Consider the following 16513-nt stretch of genomic DNA (forward strand, 5'->3'; position numbering starts at 1 on the left):
TACATTAATTATTACAATAATAGAAGAATTAAATCTAGATTAAAAGGAAAGAGCCGAGTGCAATACCGAGCTCTTTTACAAGGAATATAAGTATTAATCTGTCTTTGTTCCTATAGCGAGGGCTTCGCTCCAAGCGAAGCCCTCGCTTTGACTCAGATCTTTAAGCTGAGTTACTCAAACAAATTCTCCCAGGGATTGTCGCTGCGGAAAGGCGCCGCGGGCAATCCTTCTTTGTTGATGAAGTTGGATTGGGCTGCTTCGTTCCATGCAAAACGTACTTTGACGGGATGTTTTACCAAGGGAGAGGCCACCACCACTTTGTTGTTTTTGATTACCGCATCGGCAGGGTAAAATTTTCCGTCGGCACCGGCAATGGCGAACCAGGTGAGTGGTTTGCCATCGCGGCTTGCCAACCCGCTGCCAGTGTTGGTGAAACCTACCTCTATTTTATCGCGTACAATCTTTATGCCGTTGTATATCGGTCCGTTGCACACAATATCCGTCATACCGTAGGTTTTGTTCAGCGCCAGCAAAGCCAGTCGGCGACCCACTTCCCATTTATAGCCCGGATGCAGGTCGGCCACGCTGTCCACCAGGTCAGTGATAACAGCCATGCCCGTGTTCGGCAATTTGAGAGCCAGTGCCTGCGATTCCCAGAATTCGGGCAGGTTTTCGGTGGTATGCGGGCGTACATCTTTGGCAGCGGAATAGGCGTAAGGCGCTATCTGCACGAAATAGAAGGGCAGGGCAGCATCCTTCCAGTCGGCACGCCAGCTGTTGACCAGCGTTTTGAACTTATAAGCATAACGTATGGTTTCGTTGAGGAAACAGGCAGATTCGCCCTGATACCAAAAGAATCCGCTCAGGGTGTATGGAATCACCGGACTGATCATCGTGTCGTAAAATTTTCCGGGGTCGCCGCCGTCGTTTATCAAAGGCTTTAAGGTGGTGCCGTCTTGCAGTTTTGGAGAAACTTCCAGTTGTTTCTTCTCGATCCACGGTTCGATGCGGCTCCCGGGCACGGCGGATGAAATCATGCCGACAGGCACGTGGAGATTGGCATACAACTCTTTGGCACAGAAATAGCCTGCTGCCGAAAAGTCACGCAATGGATTGCCGGCAGCCACATCCCATCCTTGGTGGGTAGAGTCGGGAGCCATGTATTTACGGCGTACCAAAAAGATACGGATATTGGGATTCTTTGCAGTCTGGAGATCGTCTTCGGCGGGATGAGCACCTTTCACCTTGTCGAACAGCTTGCTGTTTTTACGCATGGCATATTCCATGTTCGACTGGCCCGAGCAGAGCCATACTTCGCCCACCAGAATGTTGTGCAGACGAACGGTATCCGATGCCGCAATTACCATATCGCGGGGCTGTTCGGAAGCCTCCATCGGATTGAGTTTTACCTCCCATTTGCCATCGGCGCCCGCCACGGTTTGCTTTTGCTGTCCTGCAAACGACACTGTCACTGTTTCTCCTTTGACGGCAGTGCCCCAGATAGCTACTTCTTTATGACGTTGCAACACCATGTTGTGTCCGATCACTTTCGGCAGCACAATTTTTGCCTGGAGCCGGCTTCCCGACAGGAATATTGCCAGCACAGCAACAGACAGAATAAACGTTTTTCTCATCATCAGAATAATTTATTTGCAAATGTACCAATACATTACCTTAATCTGTCTCCTGTTTGCATAATACAATAGATTTTGATACCAATTAAAGAACAATGCGTTATTCTTTAGTAAAACTATATCCCGAATGTGTCCTAAAACATTTTTATCCCTCTTTGTTTATTTCCTGATAAGTGTTATTTTTACACACATTATTTTAGCCATACAAATTCCTATCATGATCAGAAAAACAACCTTTCTATTGCTGGCCTTTTTTGCATTGTTTTCGGTGACTGCACAAAACAGGCTGACCGTTCAGGTCAACAAGCCGATTGCCCACATTCAGCCCACCATGTGGGGCATTTTCTTTGAAGACATCAACCTTGCTGCCGATGGTGGCATCTATGCAGAACTGGTAAAAAACCGTTCTTTTGAGTTTACCAAGCCCCTGATGGGATGGAAAGTGCAGCAGAAAAACTTTGTTGAAGGAGCCGTGCAGGTGGTGAACCGTCCCGAAAAAGAGGATACAAATCCACGTTATCTTCAGGTGCTGCTGCAAAAAGCAAGCGGACACGACCTCGGTCTCACAAATGAAGGCTTCCGCGGAATGGGAGTTAAGAAAGATATCACCTATACGTTTTCGGTGCTTTATCGCCAGTCGTCACCAACAGGTAAACTGAACATCGAGTTGGTAAATGCCCAAAACGAAGTTTTAGGAAGCACGTCTCTTACACCTGAAATGGCCGACAATCAATGGCACAAACAAGCAGTTTCTTTTAAGTCGAATGCTACCGATCCTAAAGCCAAACTGAATATCTGGTTTGAAGGTGACGGTAAGATCGATCTGGATATGATTTCTCTCTTTCCGTCCGATACATGGAAAAATCGTCCCGGAGGCTTGCGTGCCGATTTGGTGCAACTGCTTGCCGACCTGAAACCAGGCTTTATCCGTTTCCCGGGTGGATGCATTGTTGAGGGTTTCGATTTGGCGCAACGTTACCAGTGGAAAAAGACAGTTGGTGCCGTTGAGGATCGTCATCTGATTATCAACCGCTGGAACACCGAATTTTCGTACCGCTCTACACCCGATTACTTTCAGAGCTACGGTCTTGGTTTCTTTGAGTATTTCCAACTGGCCGAAGATATTGGTGCAGAACCGCTACCGATCCTCAATTGCGGTATGGCTTGCCAGTTCAACTCGGCAGAGTTGGTTCTGACCGGACAAATAGATCCGTATGTGCAGGATGCACTCGACCTGATTGAATTCGCAAATGGTTCCACCGATACCAAATGGGGAAAACTGCGTGCCGAGATGGGGCATCCCGCTCCGTTCAACCTCAAGATGATGGGCGTGGGTAACGAAAACTGGGGTCCGCAGTATGTCGAACGACTCAAAATATTCACCAAAGCGATCAAAGACAAATATCCTGACTTTAAGCTGGTGAATAGTTCGGGTACCGATCCCAGCGGCGATCGTTTCGATTACCTGAACGGAGAATTGCGCAAAATGAATGCCGACCTGATCGACGAACACTACTATCGTTCCCCCGAATGGTTCCTCTCCAATGCCCGTCGTTACGACAACTATCCACGCACAGGCAGCAAGGTTTTTGCCGGTGAATATGCGTCGCATTGTGACAACTCGTTTGTGGGGGCAGCGCGCAATAACTGGAAAGCAGCTCTTTCCGAAGCCGCGTTTATGACAGGTCTGGAACGTAATGCCGCAGTGGTGAGTATGGCTTCGTATGCACCATTGTTTGCACATCTGGAAGGGTGGCAATGGGCTCCCGATCTGATTTGGTACGACAATCTTCATTCGTACGGAACGCCGAGTTACTACGTGCAAAAACTCTATTCCACCAACAAGGGAAACAAGGTGGTTCCAATAACTTTAGGAAAGGATGTGGTTGCCGGTCAGGACAGCATTTATGCCTCCGCCGTGATCGATACCAAAACCAAAGAGTTGATCGTGAAAATTGTCAATGCTTCAGGTAATAAAGCTGTGAAGGATATTCAACTGGAAGGAGCGGCCAAACTGGCAAAAACCGGTACGCTTACCGTGATGCAGAGCGGTGATATGAAGCAGGTCAACTCGATTGAAAACCCTGCTGCACTGTCTCCCAAAGTACAGTCGTTCTCACCGAAAGGAAAAACCATTAAGGCGGAACTGGCTCCCTATTCGTTTGCCGTTTACCGGATTGGTTTATAGGTATTTAAACGTAAAAAATAAATGAAATAAGATTGAGCTTTAGTTAACACTTGAGGAGGCTGGCAGAAAGTGATTTTTGTCAGCCTTAATTTTTTAAACAGGCGCTGACAAATAATCTTTATCTTTGCCTGCCTTTAATTTTAACGAAAATATGAGACGGATCTTCATTTTGTTTCTGATAACGATGTCTGGTATTACGGCATGGGCTCAGAAGTATGACTTTGTAGTGGCCAAGGATGGTAGTGGTAATTTTACGACCATTCAGGCAGCAGTTGATGCCAGTAAGGCATTCCCCGATTCCCCGATCACCATTTTTATTAAAAACGGGGTGTATAACGAAAAAGTAAAAGTGCCGGCTTGCAATCCTCATTTACGCCTGATAGGAGAGAGTGCCGAAAAAACTATTCTCACCTATGGCGATCATTTCGATAAGATCAATCGTGGACGCAATAGTACGTTCTATACTTACACCCTGCTGGTGGAAGCCGATGATTTCCATGCCGAAAACATGACGATTGAAAATTCTGCCGGACCGGTAGGGCAGGCCGTGGCATTGCACGTGGAGGGCGACCGTTGTGCATTTGTAAACTGCCGTTTGTTGGGCAATCAGGATACTCTTTATCTGGCCGGACAAACCAGTCGCGACTATTTTGGCAATTGCTACATAGAAGGTACTACCGACTTTATATTCGGAGCAGCCACTGCCTATTTTGAAAAGTGCACGCTCCACAGCAAAACCAACTCGTATGTGACTGCTGCCAGTACCAACCAAGGCAAGAAATATGGATTTGTGTTCAACGAGTGTAAACTGACTGCCGCCGAAGGAGTCAATAAAGCCTATTTGGGGCGTCCCTGGCGCGATTATGCCCGTGTGGTGTATATCCATTGCGCCATCGGTAAACACATTGCTCCTGCAGGCTGGGTAAACTGGGACAAAACCACCCGCGACAAGACGGCCTATTATGCCGAATTTGAAAACAACGGAGAAGGAGCTTCCACATCACAACGGGTAGCCTGGAGCCATCAACTCACCAAAAAAGAAGCCGCTAATTATACCAAAGAAAAAGTACTTGCTGCGGCATTGCCGTCGCCGGAACCTGGGGTTGGTGAGTGGGCGAAATGATAAGAATTTGTTAATTAGCTAATTGATATAATTTAATGAGGAAATTTAATGTGAGTGTAAAACCGGCCGTTGCTTCTGTTTTTATTTTGTTGGCAATCGGGCTGTCCGGTTGTCTGAGCTTAGTGCCGGGCTATCATGTTTATGATGAATTTACAAATACGCATCGATATACGCTGACGGAATCGGAAAGTAATGCTGAGTACGGAAGTGATATTGGAGATGCAGACATTAAATGCAGTAGGCTTGTAACTGCCAAAAGTGACTCTGTTACTTTCTATTTTTCAATAGAGAGAGAAACTAATAGTTTTGGCCTCGAACCTAAGGGCTTTATGAAGGCCAATGGTAAACAGTTTGAAATTCAATTGTCCGATATCTTTGATGAAGAACGGAGTAGAGAGAGAACAACCATTACTAAAGACTCTACGGCGACCGGAAAGCAGCGGAAAACCATATCGACTACCCATCAAAACTGGATAGTGACAAACTTTGTTGTTCGTGCTACGCCGGAGATGTTGGCAGCCATTCGCACAGGAAAAGATATGATGTTTCGTTTCTATTTCGGACCTGATATGGCGACTTACAAGATATCGAAAATATCTACGCTTATGTATAGTTTACTTAATCAGGATCCGCGGAAGAAGTAAGCTTAACTATAGAGAAAGGGACAATCGACATCCCTATCGCTTGAAAAACAAAAAGGTTGTTCATGGAATTTCGGGACAACCTTTTTGTTTTGAATATTGTCTAGTACTGAAATAGAGTTAGAAACGAACGGATTTAAGTCCTGTAAGGACGGCTTAAATCATCTTTACAGTACTTATAAAACAAAAATAGTTGTCGGGCTAGCCCGACAACTATTTCTTAAATTATAGTGATTTTGTCCTAATAATAACTGTAATGCTTTTTCAGGACTACATCATTATTACCAACCCGGATTTTGCTTAATGTTAGGATTGATTGAGGTTTCACTGAACGGATATGGGAACCATTCGTGCTTTCCGGCCTTGAATCCATGAGTTATAGCTGCATTAGGCTCTGAATAAGTCACATATCCCACGTGAGTGGCAGTCTTTGTAGCTGGATCTGCATCGAAGAAATGATCTCTCAGCGTTGGAATATGTTCGCCGGCAGTTTTGGCCTTGTCAAACTCATTCCAACGTTTCATGTCAATCCAACGTGCACCCTCATTCCACAATTCGTAATTTCTTTCTTTCTTCACATCAGCCAAAGTCAATGTAGTGCTGACATGTGCAGAACCTGCACGTTTTTGAACATCTGTCAGAGCTTTAAGACCGCTACCGTCATCCGAGGTATTGGCACAAGCCTCAGCATACATAAGCAGTACATCGGCATATCTTTCAATGATGAAGTTGTTGAATCTGTACCAATTGGTTGTACGGTCACCCGGAGCAACGATATTTTTTTTCTGAAGATATAAGTTATTTCCGTAAAGACCATTATTGTCTTTGATACCTCTCTTCTTATCTACTGTTTTCATAGCAGGGGTCATTCCAACAGTATCTGTAACCCAACCGACAGACGAGTCGTAAAGGAACTCATCATAAGAGACCATTGTGCCTATGCGACGATAAGAAGCTCCATCGTTTGCAGCAAACTCCTTGGCAAAATTTTCTTCAACAGCCAAACCGCCCCATCCTGCGTCATCCTGACACACCGGCTTACTTGCCAAACGATCGGTTCTCCAGCCCCAATAGTTCGATTCCATCCAGGTAGAACGTTGAATTTTTCCACCCCAGTCACCAATACTGCTATTGTTAATAAGGTTGGTCTCGAATATTTTTTCTTCACAACCGTCACCGGCGATGTGGAAAAGACTCGCCCAACGATCACCGGAAACAAGCGCATATTTACCAGAATCAATTACTTTTTTAAGAGCTGTTTTTGCACCGGCATAATCCCCTTTGTAGAGGAGAGCTTTTCCCTGAACCGTCCAGGCAAAACCTTTGGTAACTTTTACAGCACCATCTTTATCTGTTGTAGCTTTACGCTCGTCAAGATATTTTGATGCATCGGCACACTCATCGGCACACCATTGAAGCATGGCATCATGCCCTTTCTCATAGTTCCCCGGTTTGTCAGAGCCTCCCAGCACCGTTTCAACAAGTGGAGGATTATTCCATCCCATAGCAAGCATCATTTGACACCATGCACGCATTACCCTTGCTTCAGAAATACAACGGTCTTTTATAGGACTAACCCCATATTTGAAATTATTAATAACGAGGTTACAATGATAGATAACCCAGTAGAAACGTTTGTACATTGTGCTAACTACCGCGGTCTGTGTAGTATGACGGAATTCATTGATACAGGCTTGCCCGTCGTTGTCTGTATAATATGCACCAGCTGCAAGAATATTATCTGCAGGGTAGTTGAACATTACATTGTACGGAACATAAATACCATCGTTACCACCGATATTTTGAGCAAAATCGGCGTACGTAGCAACAAGTGCCGACTGCGCATCGGCATCCGTTATATAAAAATTTTTGATATCAATAACACCATTCTGTGCAATATCAAGTTTATCCTCACTACATGCAGTAAACAGAAGCACGCATAGCAAGAACAGTATATTATATTTTTTCATATTCTTAAGTATTTAGATTAAAATGTCATGTTTAAACCAAATGTAACCTTCTTAGACACAGGATATGTACCCATATCAAAGCCTGCTGAGGAAGCGGTGGTAGTAGTAGCAGTTTCAGGATCGCCTCCAGGGTAACTTGCAAAAGTAAAGAAGTCATCCAAAGATACATAGCATCTCAGTTTGCTGATGAGTAACTTCTTGGTAACCGATGCAGGAAGGGTATAACCTAACTGTATCTGTTTGATTTTGAAATAAGCACCGTTGAATATCGAAGCTGAAGAACTCCAGAATATCCTAGAGTTAACTACTTTTGCCGGATCAGGCATAGAACCATTTGTGTTGGTTGTTGTCCAGGCATGGTCATAGTAGTACTTCAATGAATTAGTCATTGGAGAATCAGCACGATAAGCCATATTCAAGATGCTATTGCCACTTACTCCTGTGCCAAACATATTCATATCGAATCCTTTATAAGCAAGATTAATGTTAATACCGTATGTGATATTAGGAATTCCGCTACCAATTTTGGTCATATCATTACTAGTAGGCACCCCATCTGCATTTTTAGTCTGGTAGATAGGTGCACCTGTTTTTTGGTTAACGCCCAAATACTTATAACCTCTTAAATACCAGATTGGTTGACCAACCTCAAATGCTGTGTAAATATCGTTATTACCCGCTGAAGTACCGGAAATACGGGAAATCGAAGGATCGAGGTAAGTAACCTCATTGTGTAGGGTTGTCAAGTTGGCCTTTACAGAGTAGGTAAAATCTTTACCGATATTATCTTTCCATGTTGCATCGAATTCAAAACCGCGGTTAAGAACATTACCTCCATTAATAGTAGTACTACCTATGCCGACTTCCGCAACCGGAGCAATGGATACGAGAAGGTCTTTCGTCTTTTTGTTATAGTAGCCAGCATTCACAGAGAGTTTGTCTTTCAAAAATCTCATCTCAACACCAAAGTCTAACTGTTCTGAAGTTTCCCATTTCAAGTTGGGGTTAGGCAAACCCGAAGGAGACGAACCATATGATGGAGATGGATTATCTACACCATACTGATACCATGAACCATTGTAATTGACGGTAGTACTATACTGATAACCGCTGAGTACATTGATATTACCATTCTGTCCCCACGATCCACGAACTTTCAGGAAAGAGAGAATTTTGTCATCAATAAGATTCTGGAAGAATTTTTCGTTGCTGACGGTCCAGGCTCCAGAGAATGATGGAAAATAACCCCAACGGTTTGTTTTGGACAACTTAGAAGAGTCGAATGCATCGGCACGGAAGTTAGACTGAATCATATATTTGTTATCATAAGAATAACTTAACCGTCCATAATATCCCATCTGAGACGATTTACCGGGAGTATTACCAAAGCTCTTAACGGTTTTGTCATTACTATTCACATAGTCGAGAAAACGGAAATTGGCATCGTATCCTTTCAAGATATCCGGACCCGAAGCGCTGGCGCTAACATTATCCCAGTTATTTTCGATATAAGACATACCACCCATTGCCGTAATGTTATGCTTATCTATGGTAAGATTGTAATTGGCGAAGTTTTCCCATTGATAGTAGTAGCTGGTATTTGCATTTGCCGAGATGCTATAGTCATTACTATTTGCCTGAGATGTGGCATAATACGGGGTGCTATAACTGTGAGAAGTACTTTGTGACACACGGTAACCAAAGCGAGAAGTAACTACAAGTCCCTTAACAGGTTTGAAATTTCCGTAAAGTATACCACGGAGGTTAATACCGCCACTTGAAGCGTCCGTACGATCTCTTTGAAGCAATGGATTACCATTATTATCGATCACATACTTCGAAGTCGCATAGTAGAGCCCATTGGTTGGGTCTTTGAGAACATTCTTTCCTGCATTATAAGCCTGAAGCGTTCCTGAAGCAAATTGATCCGGAGAAGAATAGTAAACAGGAGTTAACGGATCCATTTGCATCACGCAGTTCATCAATGAACCATACTGAGACATCTGGCTAACTGATTTCGTATTCCAATATTCGAAAGAGTTGTTGCCTCCTATCTGTAACCACGGTTTGATGTTGTAATCAGCATTAACCTGGCCTGTAATACGTTTATAAACATCTTTGTCACCTCTTACAATACCATTGTTGTTGGTTACGTTCAGTGAGGTGAAAAAGTGTCCCTGGTTATTTCCACCCTGAAACGTAACTGTATGTTGTTGGCTGAAAGCGGGACCAAATACTACTTTGAACCAGTCGGTATCTGTTCCATCGTACTTATTTTGTGTTAACTGATTTTGGATAGGAAGACCCGACAATGTTTTGTAAGCAATAAAATCCTGTGCGTTGAAAAGTTTTGCATGCCTACCAAGGCTCTGACTGATTAAATTGACATCATATGAAATGCTTGAAGTACCTTTAGCTCCTGATTTAGTAGTGATCAAAACAACACCGTTACCGGCCTCTGCACCATAAATAGCAGCAGAAGCAGCATCTTTCAATATCTCCATAGATTCAATCATAGACGGATCAAGATACTGAATGTTGTCAACCTTAAGACCATCTACAATAAGAAGCGGCCCGATACTACCCGAGTTTGAAGAGTAACCACGTACACGGATCGATGCCCCCTGACCGGGAGCTCCCGAATTACTCAAAACCTGAACACCGGAAACCTTACCCTGAATAGCAGCGGCAGCATCACTGGTTGCTAAGTTTTTAAGAGCATCGGAACGAACCGAAGATACAGCACCCGACAGGTCACTCTTCTTCATGGTTCCGTAACCGACAACTACAACTTCATCAAGTTTTTTTACATCAGATTCGAGAGTTACGTTCAAAACAGATTTGTTGGCTATTGCAACATTCTTTTTTTGGTATCCAACATACGAAAATTCTAAGGTAGCATCCGGAGATACGTTGATAGTAAATCGACCGTCAATGTCAGAAATAACTCCGGTCTTAATTTTTGAGCCCAAAATAATAATATTTACACCTGGGAGTGATTCTCCTGTGCTAGAATCAACTACGGTTCCAGTTACTTTATGAGCGCTTCCTTGTTGTGCAAACCCTACTGTCATAAAAGACATAAATAGGGAGCACAAAAACAGCCGTAAGAAATGTGTTTTTATGTGATTCATGAGTATTTATAATTTGATCAATTGAAATAATGATATTGTTCAGAATCATTCAAAAAGAATGAAGGAGAGTTATTTTTACATCAAATCAATTCAGTAAAAATATGATTATCTTTGCACTATCAAAACGATACACCGCTATTATACTGCCTAAACTGTCAGTATTCGTAAACAAAGGGGGTGTTGCTTGATACGGGCGGAGCAATGGTCGCAACATTGTTCCGCTTTTCTTTTGGGTGGGGTTGATTACCGGGGAGTCTCTTTCATTGGCGTATAAATTTTAGGTTAAAATATTTACTATTGAGCTATACAAAAAGGCATCTCAACTGTCAGCGCATCTACTTCAATGCCAATACAATCTCTTAACACACCTATATATTTGTATAGGTGTGTACAACTGTAATCAGCTCCTTATTTGAAGCTAATGGTTAAATAAGTAGGTGATAAGAATTTTATACAACGTGAAACCTCTTCATTGTAGAAGAGGAAACTGTCGAATAAAACCAGTATTATCAGTCTGACTAAAAAAGGGAAGTATTCCTGCAAAGCATTTCTTGACGTTTCTATAAAATAGTGGTTCAAACGTCAGAATCTTATTATTTCAGACGATAATTGAAAGGCTGATCTGTCTTCAAGGTCACGTATTCATCAAGATTATTGTTGCAAAGTTAGTATATCTGTGGAATGTAACAACAAGTCTAATCGGATATGAAAATTGAAAACGGAGTATTTATAAGCGTTATTTTGACACTTAAATTTTTTATAATACTAATAAACAGAGTTTTATGTCAAATTTACAATTCTTAAAGGATACAATAAGGGAGCATGATATTATTATGATAAATTAACGAGTACAAAAAGAGTTTCACCTCCATTTGTTGATTAACAGACCGTTTTAGAGGGGGTGACTAATGGCGTGAAATGTTAATTTGTGGAAATCGGTGAAGGAAATTACGCAATGCCAATGTGAAATAGATGGATCAACATGTGCCGTTCCGGCGTAATTCACTCCAAATAGGTGGAAAGACAAACAGAAAAGGTTGTTCCAAACGGGACAACCTTTTCAGTGTTACGAGTATCGCTTAGAAGCAGATGATTAGTCGGTATCCTTCTTTGATTTGTTAGTTATGAGCCTCCTCAGTGGGAGGCTTGAAAATGATAGTAGAGGCGATAACGTTGAAAGAGATGAAAAAAGTTGCGACTAAGAGTCCTATTCCTATTGAGGTTGCTATTTCTGATATTTTATGGTGTGCATACAGGTCATATATGTTTGCTAAACTTGCTGTTATCCAAATACAACAAAATGTCCAGAGCGTCATCTTTTTATACGCTGCTAAAAACCGGTCAAAAGATAATTGTTTTCTCAATTCTCCCAACGGTAGAAAATAATATGTTCCCGATGTGATAATTAATGTGCGCATAAAAGAATGAGGAAATGATTCCCCATTGTCTTCACAGATATATGCTAAGAATAGTGTAACACCCAATATTGATAACAGGTATTTCGGGTTATTCCATTCCAACTTTTTCTTCATGATTATAGTTGTCATTTAAGTGAAATCAGGGCCTCATAAATTGGGCTAACTTGCAGTTTTATTTGTTGTATGCCGGCAATATTTTCCCCAACTCGGTTTCGAAATTCCACATTTCAAATTTGTCGTTCAGCACATCGCCTTTCTGGTCGATAACGACATAACGTGGTATTCCGTTGAACTTGAATAACTGGCGCAGCATGTTGAAGTCATCGGTAGAAAGGCGGTAGGTGTTCTTCATCTCCTGCTCCTTCACAAAATTATTGTAATCTTTTTCGGGCGAACTTTTTTGGTCGGTAATGAAGATAAAGTCGAAGTCGGGGTTGTTTACATATTTTGCACGGGTCGCTTTCATCTCTTTAATTCCACCTACACACGGGCCGCAGGTAGTAGCCCAAAAATCGATGAACAACACTTTCCCCTTGAACGGATCGATGATTTTTCGGAAAACATCAGCGTATGCGCTTTGGGGCAATGGTTTTGAAGCAACTTGTTTCTCGGGGAAGGCTTTGGATAGCAGTTCCTGGCCTGTTGTGGTCAAATAAGGAGTCTTAATGCCTTGTTTTAAGAAATTCCACAAGGCAGAAGCATTTTCTTTCGACGCTGCGTTTTTAAACGAAAAATTAAGCGAACGGACTTTGGCTATTTCGTAGATCATATTCGGCTCAAGCCCCATTTCGTTGTTCAGGGTACAATCTTTTAGTTTCCAAATCTCAATCTCTCTTTTGATGTTGTTAGATTGGGCAAGTGGAAGAACGTATTTTTGTGAATATTTAAAAAGAAGTTCCTTATACTTTTCATTGATATTTTTCGATACCTCACGCATCTGTTCCAGTTGTTTCCGTTCATCGTCGGTAGGATGTTCTTTTACTACGATTGATAAAAATTTCCGCCCTTCAGGGGTAATTTGTATTTTTTCTTCATCAAGATATTCCAGAAAATTCTTTTCTGGTTTGAGTTGGGGTGCATTTTGGCTAGCGTAAAATTGCGCCTGTGTTTTCATAAACAATTCGTTGTATTCGAAGCGGTTGATAAACTCGCTGAATTCATTGCATACCAACAGGCTTGGATCGTTGAGCGGCAATTGTTTTAAGAAATCGTAATATGAAACTGGGACCGGAATTTTGAGCATTTTGTTCGTACTGTCTTGCTTAGCGTAATAATTGCGGTCCATCGCATAATTGAAAAGAATATTGGCATTTTCCAGCATAATTCTATTGCAGAGCAGAGTCTTTGCTTTCTGCGACAACGAGTGTTGTTTCACGTACTCACTATATTGAGTCATATTGTTGTCATATCCTTTCAACTGGTCGGCTTTGAAGTCGAGCGGAGCCATGGTCTTTCTTTTTTTATCGAATACTTCGTAGCTAAACTGGCTGGTAGGGTAAGTCAGAAGTTCCTTGTTGAGTGATGCAAGTGCTCCTCTGTACTCGATATTTTTGAAAGGGTAACGGATATTGGCTTTCCGGTTGGCGGTAAGGAATTCGTCCCAATCGAGAATCATGCACAGGGTTTGGCCCGGTTCGATGTAAAACGGTATGCCATAACGTTCGTTGAATATTGCATGAGTGTATTTCGGCATATTCATAGGAATCTCTGCCTCGAAACGACCATCGGGTTCAATCTTAATCACAACAGGGTAATCTTCGCGTGTAAGCTCGTTGGCGACATAAATAATTCCGGTGGAAAAACCCAGCCGGGGGTCGTATCCTTTTATACAGCCAATCAACCGACTCTGTTTGTCATTGAAAAACGTGGGGAGCTCATAGTTTTCCAATGTTGCTTTAGGAGCTTTTGACAATTGTTCCTGTATCCATTTGTTGATGGAGGGTGATACCACGGCGGGTTTACGAGTTCCGGTTGCGGTTCGATCGAGCGAGATACCGAAAATCTGTTTGTTATAGTCGATCTTTTTTACCGATGCCGGGAGTGGGGGAAACACCAGCACGATGGTGCTGTCGCCCGAGTCCGGCATCCAGATGTATTTGTTAAAAACACCACCTCTGAGCTCTTTTACCTTGTATTCGGAGCCGGTAGCGCAGTCGCGTATTACATCGGCGCTGTCGTATGTAACCCACCAGTGAGGCACAAAAGTAATGTGCATCGAAAGCAGGGTGGCAGTGTCGGTCAGTTCAATTTTAGCCACATTATCGATTCCCGAATTTTTTACCTCGTATGTAGGATTTACAATCGTTCTCTTTTGTGCTATTGCGACAAGAACAAAAAGGACGAAAAAGGCCAGAACAAGTGTTGCGTGTTTCATGTTTGAAGTGATTTGTAGGTTTAATGATTAAGAGGATATAGATAATTTGTTGATTATATGGAAGAATATTCTATTCTAGTCTGTTTTTTGCCCTTTCGTCGATACATATTCTGCAATGATTACAGGAATTGAAACAAAGAGTATTGCACTTCCCAAACTAAGTAGTAAGCTATCCCATGCCAAATTCTCAAAAACGAGCTTATGGATGACTACATATGACGCGGCTAAAATGCCCCACATGGTTACGATCAGGAGGAGGATAATTTTCAGTCGTTTCTTTTTTAGTGTCGTTTCTGACGAATGTATTCTTGCTTTTGAAATGTAGTGCTTGTAAAACAGAAAGACCAATACACTTAATACCGCAACAAAATTCTGCACTATTTTATGCCATCCTCCAATTGCGATGAAAAGCAAAAAGCAGATTAAAAATGGCTCAAATTTTGTCGATAAAGATAAGTCGGGGAATTGTGAGTGAATAGAGATTTTAGATATTTAATTCGATATTTTAGATAAAAATGGTAATTAAACATACTGTTTTATCAATATATGTATATGCAAACATGGCTCAAAATGATTAACTTGTGGTGAAATGACATTATGAAGAGAACAGCAGATACAAAAAAAGGTTGTCCCGTTTGGAACAACCTTTTCTGTTTTGAAATATCGTGTTTCGCTTAGAAACCGCGGATAGCTTCGATACCCGGAAGTACTTTGCCTTCGATCATTTCGAGGAGAGCACCACCACCGGTTGATACGTAGCTTACTTTGTCGGCCAAACCGAATTTGTTGATACAAGCAACAGAGTCACCACCACCAATCAATGAGAAAGCACCGTTTGATGTAGCTTCTGCAATGGCAACTGCAATAGCTTTAGAACCTACGGTAAATGCATCGAATTCGAATACTCCGGCAGGACCGTTCCACAAGATGGTTTTGGATGATTTGATAACATCGGAAACCACAACAGCAGAAGCAGGACCGAGGTCAAGACCCATCCAGCCGTCAGGGATAGCTGTATTGGCTGTTACCTGAGTAGCAGCATCGGGTGCAAATTTGTCGGCAGCAACGCAATCGGTAGGAAGAACGAGGTTAACGCCCAGTTCTTTTGCTTTGGCAACAATAGTGTTAGCCAGTTCCAGCATATCGTCTTCGCATAGTGAAGTACCGATTTTACCGCCCTGAGCTTTTGCAAAAGTAAATGCCATACCACCTACGATAATCAGGTTGTCAACTTTCGACAAGAGGGTTTCGATGATAGTGATTTTTGTAGAAACCTTAGAACCGCCGATGATGGCAGTTACCGGTTTAACTGCTTCTTTCAATACTTTTTCAACTGAATCAACTTCTTTTTGCATCAGGTAGCCGAAAGTTTTCTTGTCAGCATCGAAGTAAGAAGCGATCAATGCTGTAGAAGCGTGTGCACGGTGGGCAGTACCGAAAGCATCGTTTACATAGATGTCAGCCAGGTCAGCCAGTTTTTTTGTGAATTCTTTCTGAGAAGCTTTAACGGCTTTTTTAGCAGCAGCTTTTTCTTCGTCGGTAGCATCTTCTGCCAAACCGCGTGCTTTGCCTTCTTCTTCAGCATAGAAGCGGAGGTTTTCGAGCAAAAGAACTTCGCCTGGTTTCAGGGCAGCAGCTTTAGCAACTGCATCAGCGCCTACACAGTCGTCGGCAAACTGAACTTCAACACCCAATAATTTTGAAACGTGAGCCAGGATGTATTTCAATGAATACTTAGGTTCCGGGTTCTTTTTAGGACGGCCCAGGTGAGAACCGATAATTACGCTACCGCCATCGGCTAAGATTTTTTTCAACGTAGGCAGAGCCGCACGAATACGTGTGTCGTCTGTAATTTCAAAATTTTCGTTCAAAGGAACGTTGAAGTCAACGCGAACGAATGCCTTTTTGCCGGCAAAATTAATGCTGTCAAGTGTTTGCATAGTTATTTTTGTTTGAAGATGATTGTTCTGAATCAGTTACAAAAATACGATTTTTTACTGATTCCCGAAAACCGGAACCAGCTCAATTGTG

Annotated in this window: 9 protein-coding genes; 4 read left to right on the forward strand and 5 right to left on the reverse strand. The window is 42.4% G+C overall.

Going from position 1 to position 16513, the window contains the following annotated elements:
- Positions 1 to 3 precede the first annotated feature (3 nt).
- Positions 4 to 90 (forward strand): IS3 family transposase, encoded by an 87-nt coding sequence (locus F8N35_RS14545; protein ID WP_363928360.1) that lies wholly within the window; start codon positions 4 to 6, stop codon positions 88 to 90.
- An 80-nt stretch (positions 91 to 170) separates the two neighbouring features.
- Here the strand turns inward: F8N35_RS14545 and F8N35_RS00005 are convergent, their stop codons facing one another.
- A complete protein-coding gene (locus F8N35_RS00005) occupies positions 171 to 1634 on the reverse strand; it encodes a sialate O-acetylesterase (protein WP_293049309.1) in 1464 nt (487 codons plus the stop codon).
- 217 nt (positions 1635 to 1851) lie between these two features.
- Between F8N35_RS00005 and F8N35_RS00010 the strand changes: the two genes are divergently transcribed.
- The 3 genes from F8N35_RS00010 (at position 1852) to F8N35_RS00020 (ending at position 5589) form a co-directional block, all read left to right on the forward strand.
- Positions 1852 to 3822 carry an alpha-L-arabinofuranosidase C-terminal domain-containing protein gene (locus F8N35_RS00010; protein WP_293049310.1) on the forward strand — a complete coding sequence of 657 codons (1971 nt, stop codon included), beginning with the start codon at positions 1852 to 1854 and terminating at the stop codon, positions 3820 to 3822.
- A gap of 151 nt (positions 3823 to 3973) precedes the next feature.
- Complete coding sequence (locus tag F8N35_RS00015; protein WP_293049311.1) at positions 3974 to 4945, forward strand: pectinesterase family protein; 972 nt, start codon at positions 3974 to 3976, stop codon at positions 4943 to 4945.
- Between the two features lie 35 nt (positions 4946 to 4980).
- On the forward strand, positions 4981 to 5589 hold the full coding sequence (locus F8N35_RS00020) for a hypothetical protein (RefSeq protein WP_293049312.1): 609 nt from the start codon (positions 4981 to 4983) through the stop codon (positions 5587 to 5589).
- Positions 5590 to 5867: 278 nt separating this feature from the next.
- On the opposite strand, the gene F8N35_RS00025 is transcribed toward F8N35_RS00020, so the two are convergent.
- From F8N35_RS00025 to F8N35_RS00040, 4 genes are all read right to left on the reverse strand, one after another.
- On the reverse strand, positions 5868 to 7556 hold the full coding sequence (locus F8N35_RS00025) for a RagB/SusD family nutrient uptake outer membrane protein (protein WP_293049313.1): 1689 nt from the start codon (positions 7554 to 7556) through the stop codon (positions 5868 to 5870).
- Between the two features lie 17 nt (positions 7557 to 7573).
- Positions 7574 to 10630: a TonB-dependent receptor gene (locus F8N35_RS00030; RefSeq protein ID WP_293049314.1), complete on the reverse strand. Its 3057-nt coding sequence runs from the start codon at positions 10628 to 10630 to the stop codon at positions 7574 to 7576.
- Positions 10631 to 12280: 1650 nt separating this feature from the next.
- A complete protein-coding gene (locus tag F8N35_RS00035; RefSeq protein ID WP_293049315.1) occupies positions 12281 to 14482 on the reverse strand; it encodes a TlpA disulfide reductase family protein in 2202 nt (733 codons plus the stop codon).
- 674 nt (positions 14483 to 15156) lie between these two features.
- Positions 15157 to 16422, reverse strand: coding sequence for a phosphoglycerate kinase (locus F8N35_RS00040; RefSeq protein WP_293049316.1), 1266 nt, complete (start codon positions 16420 to 16422; stop codon positions 15157 to 15159).
- Between the last annotated feature and the right edge of the window lie 91 nt (positions 16423 to 16513).

Origin of the sequence: Paludibacter sp., from assembly GCF_009712605.1 — a bacterium.
Lineage (GTDB): Bacteria > Bacteroidota > Bacteroidia > Bacteroidales > Paludibacteraceae > Microbacter.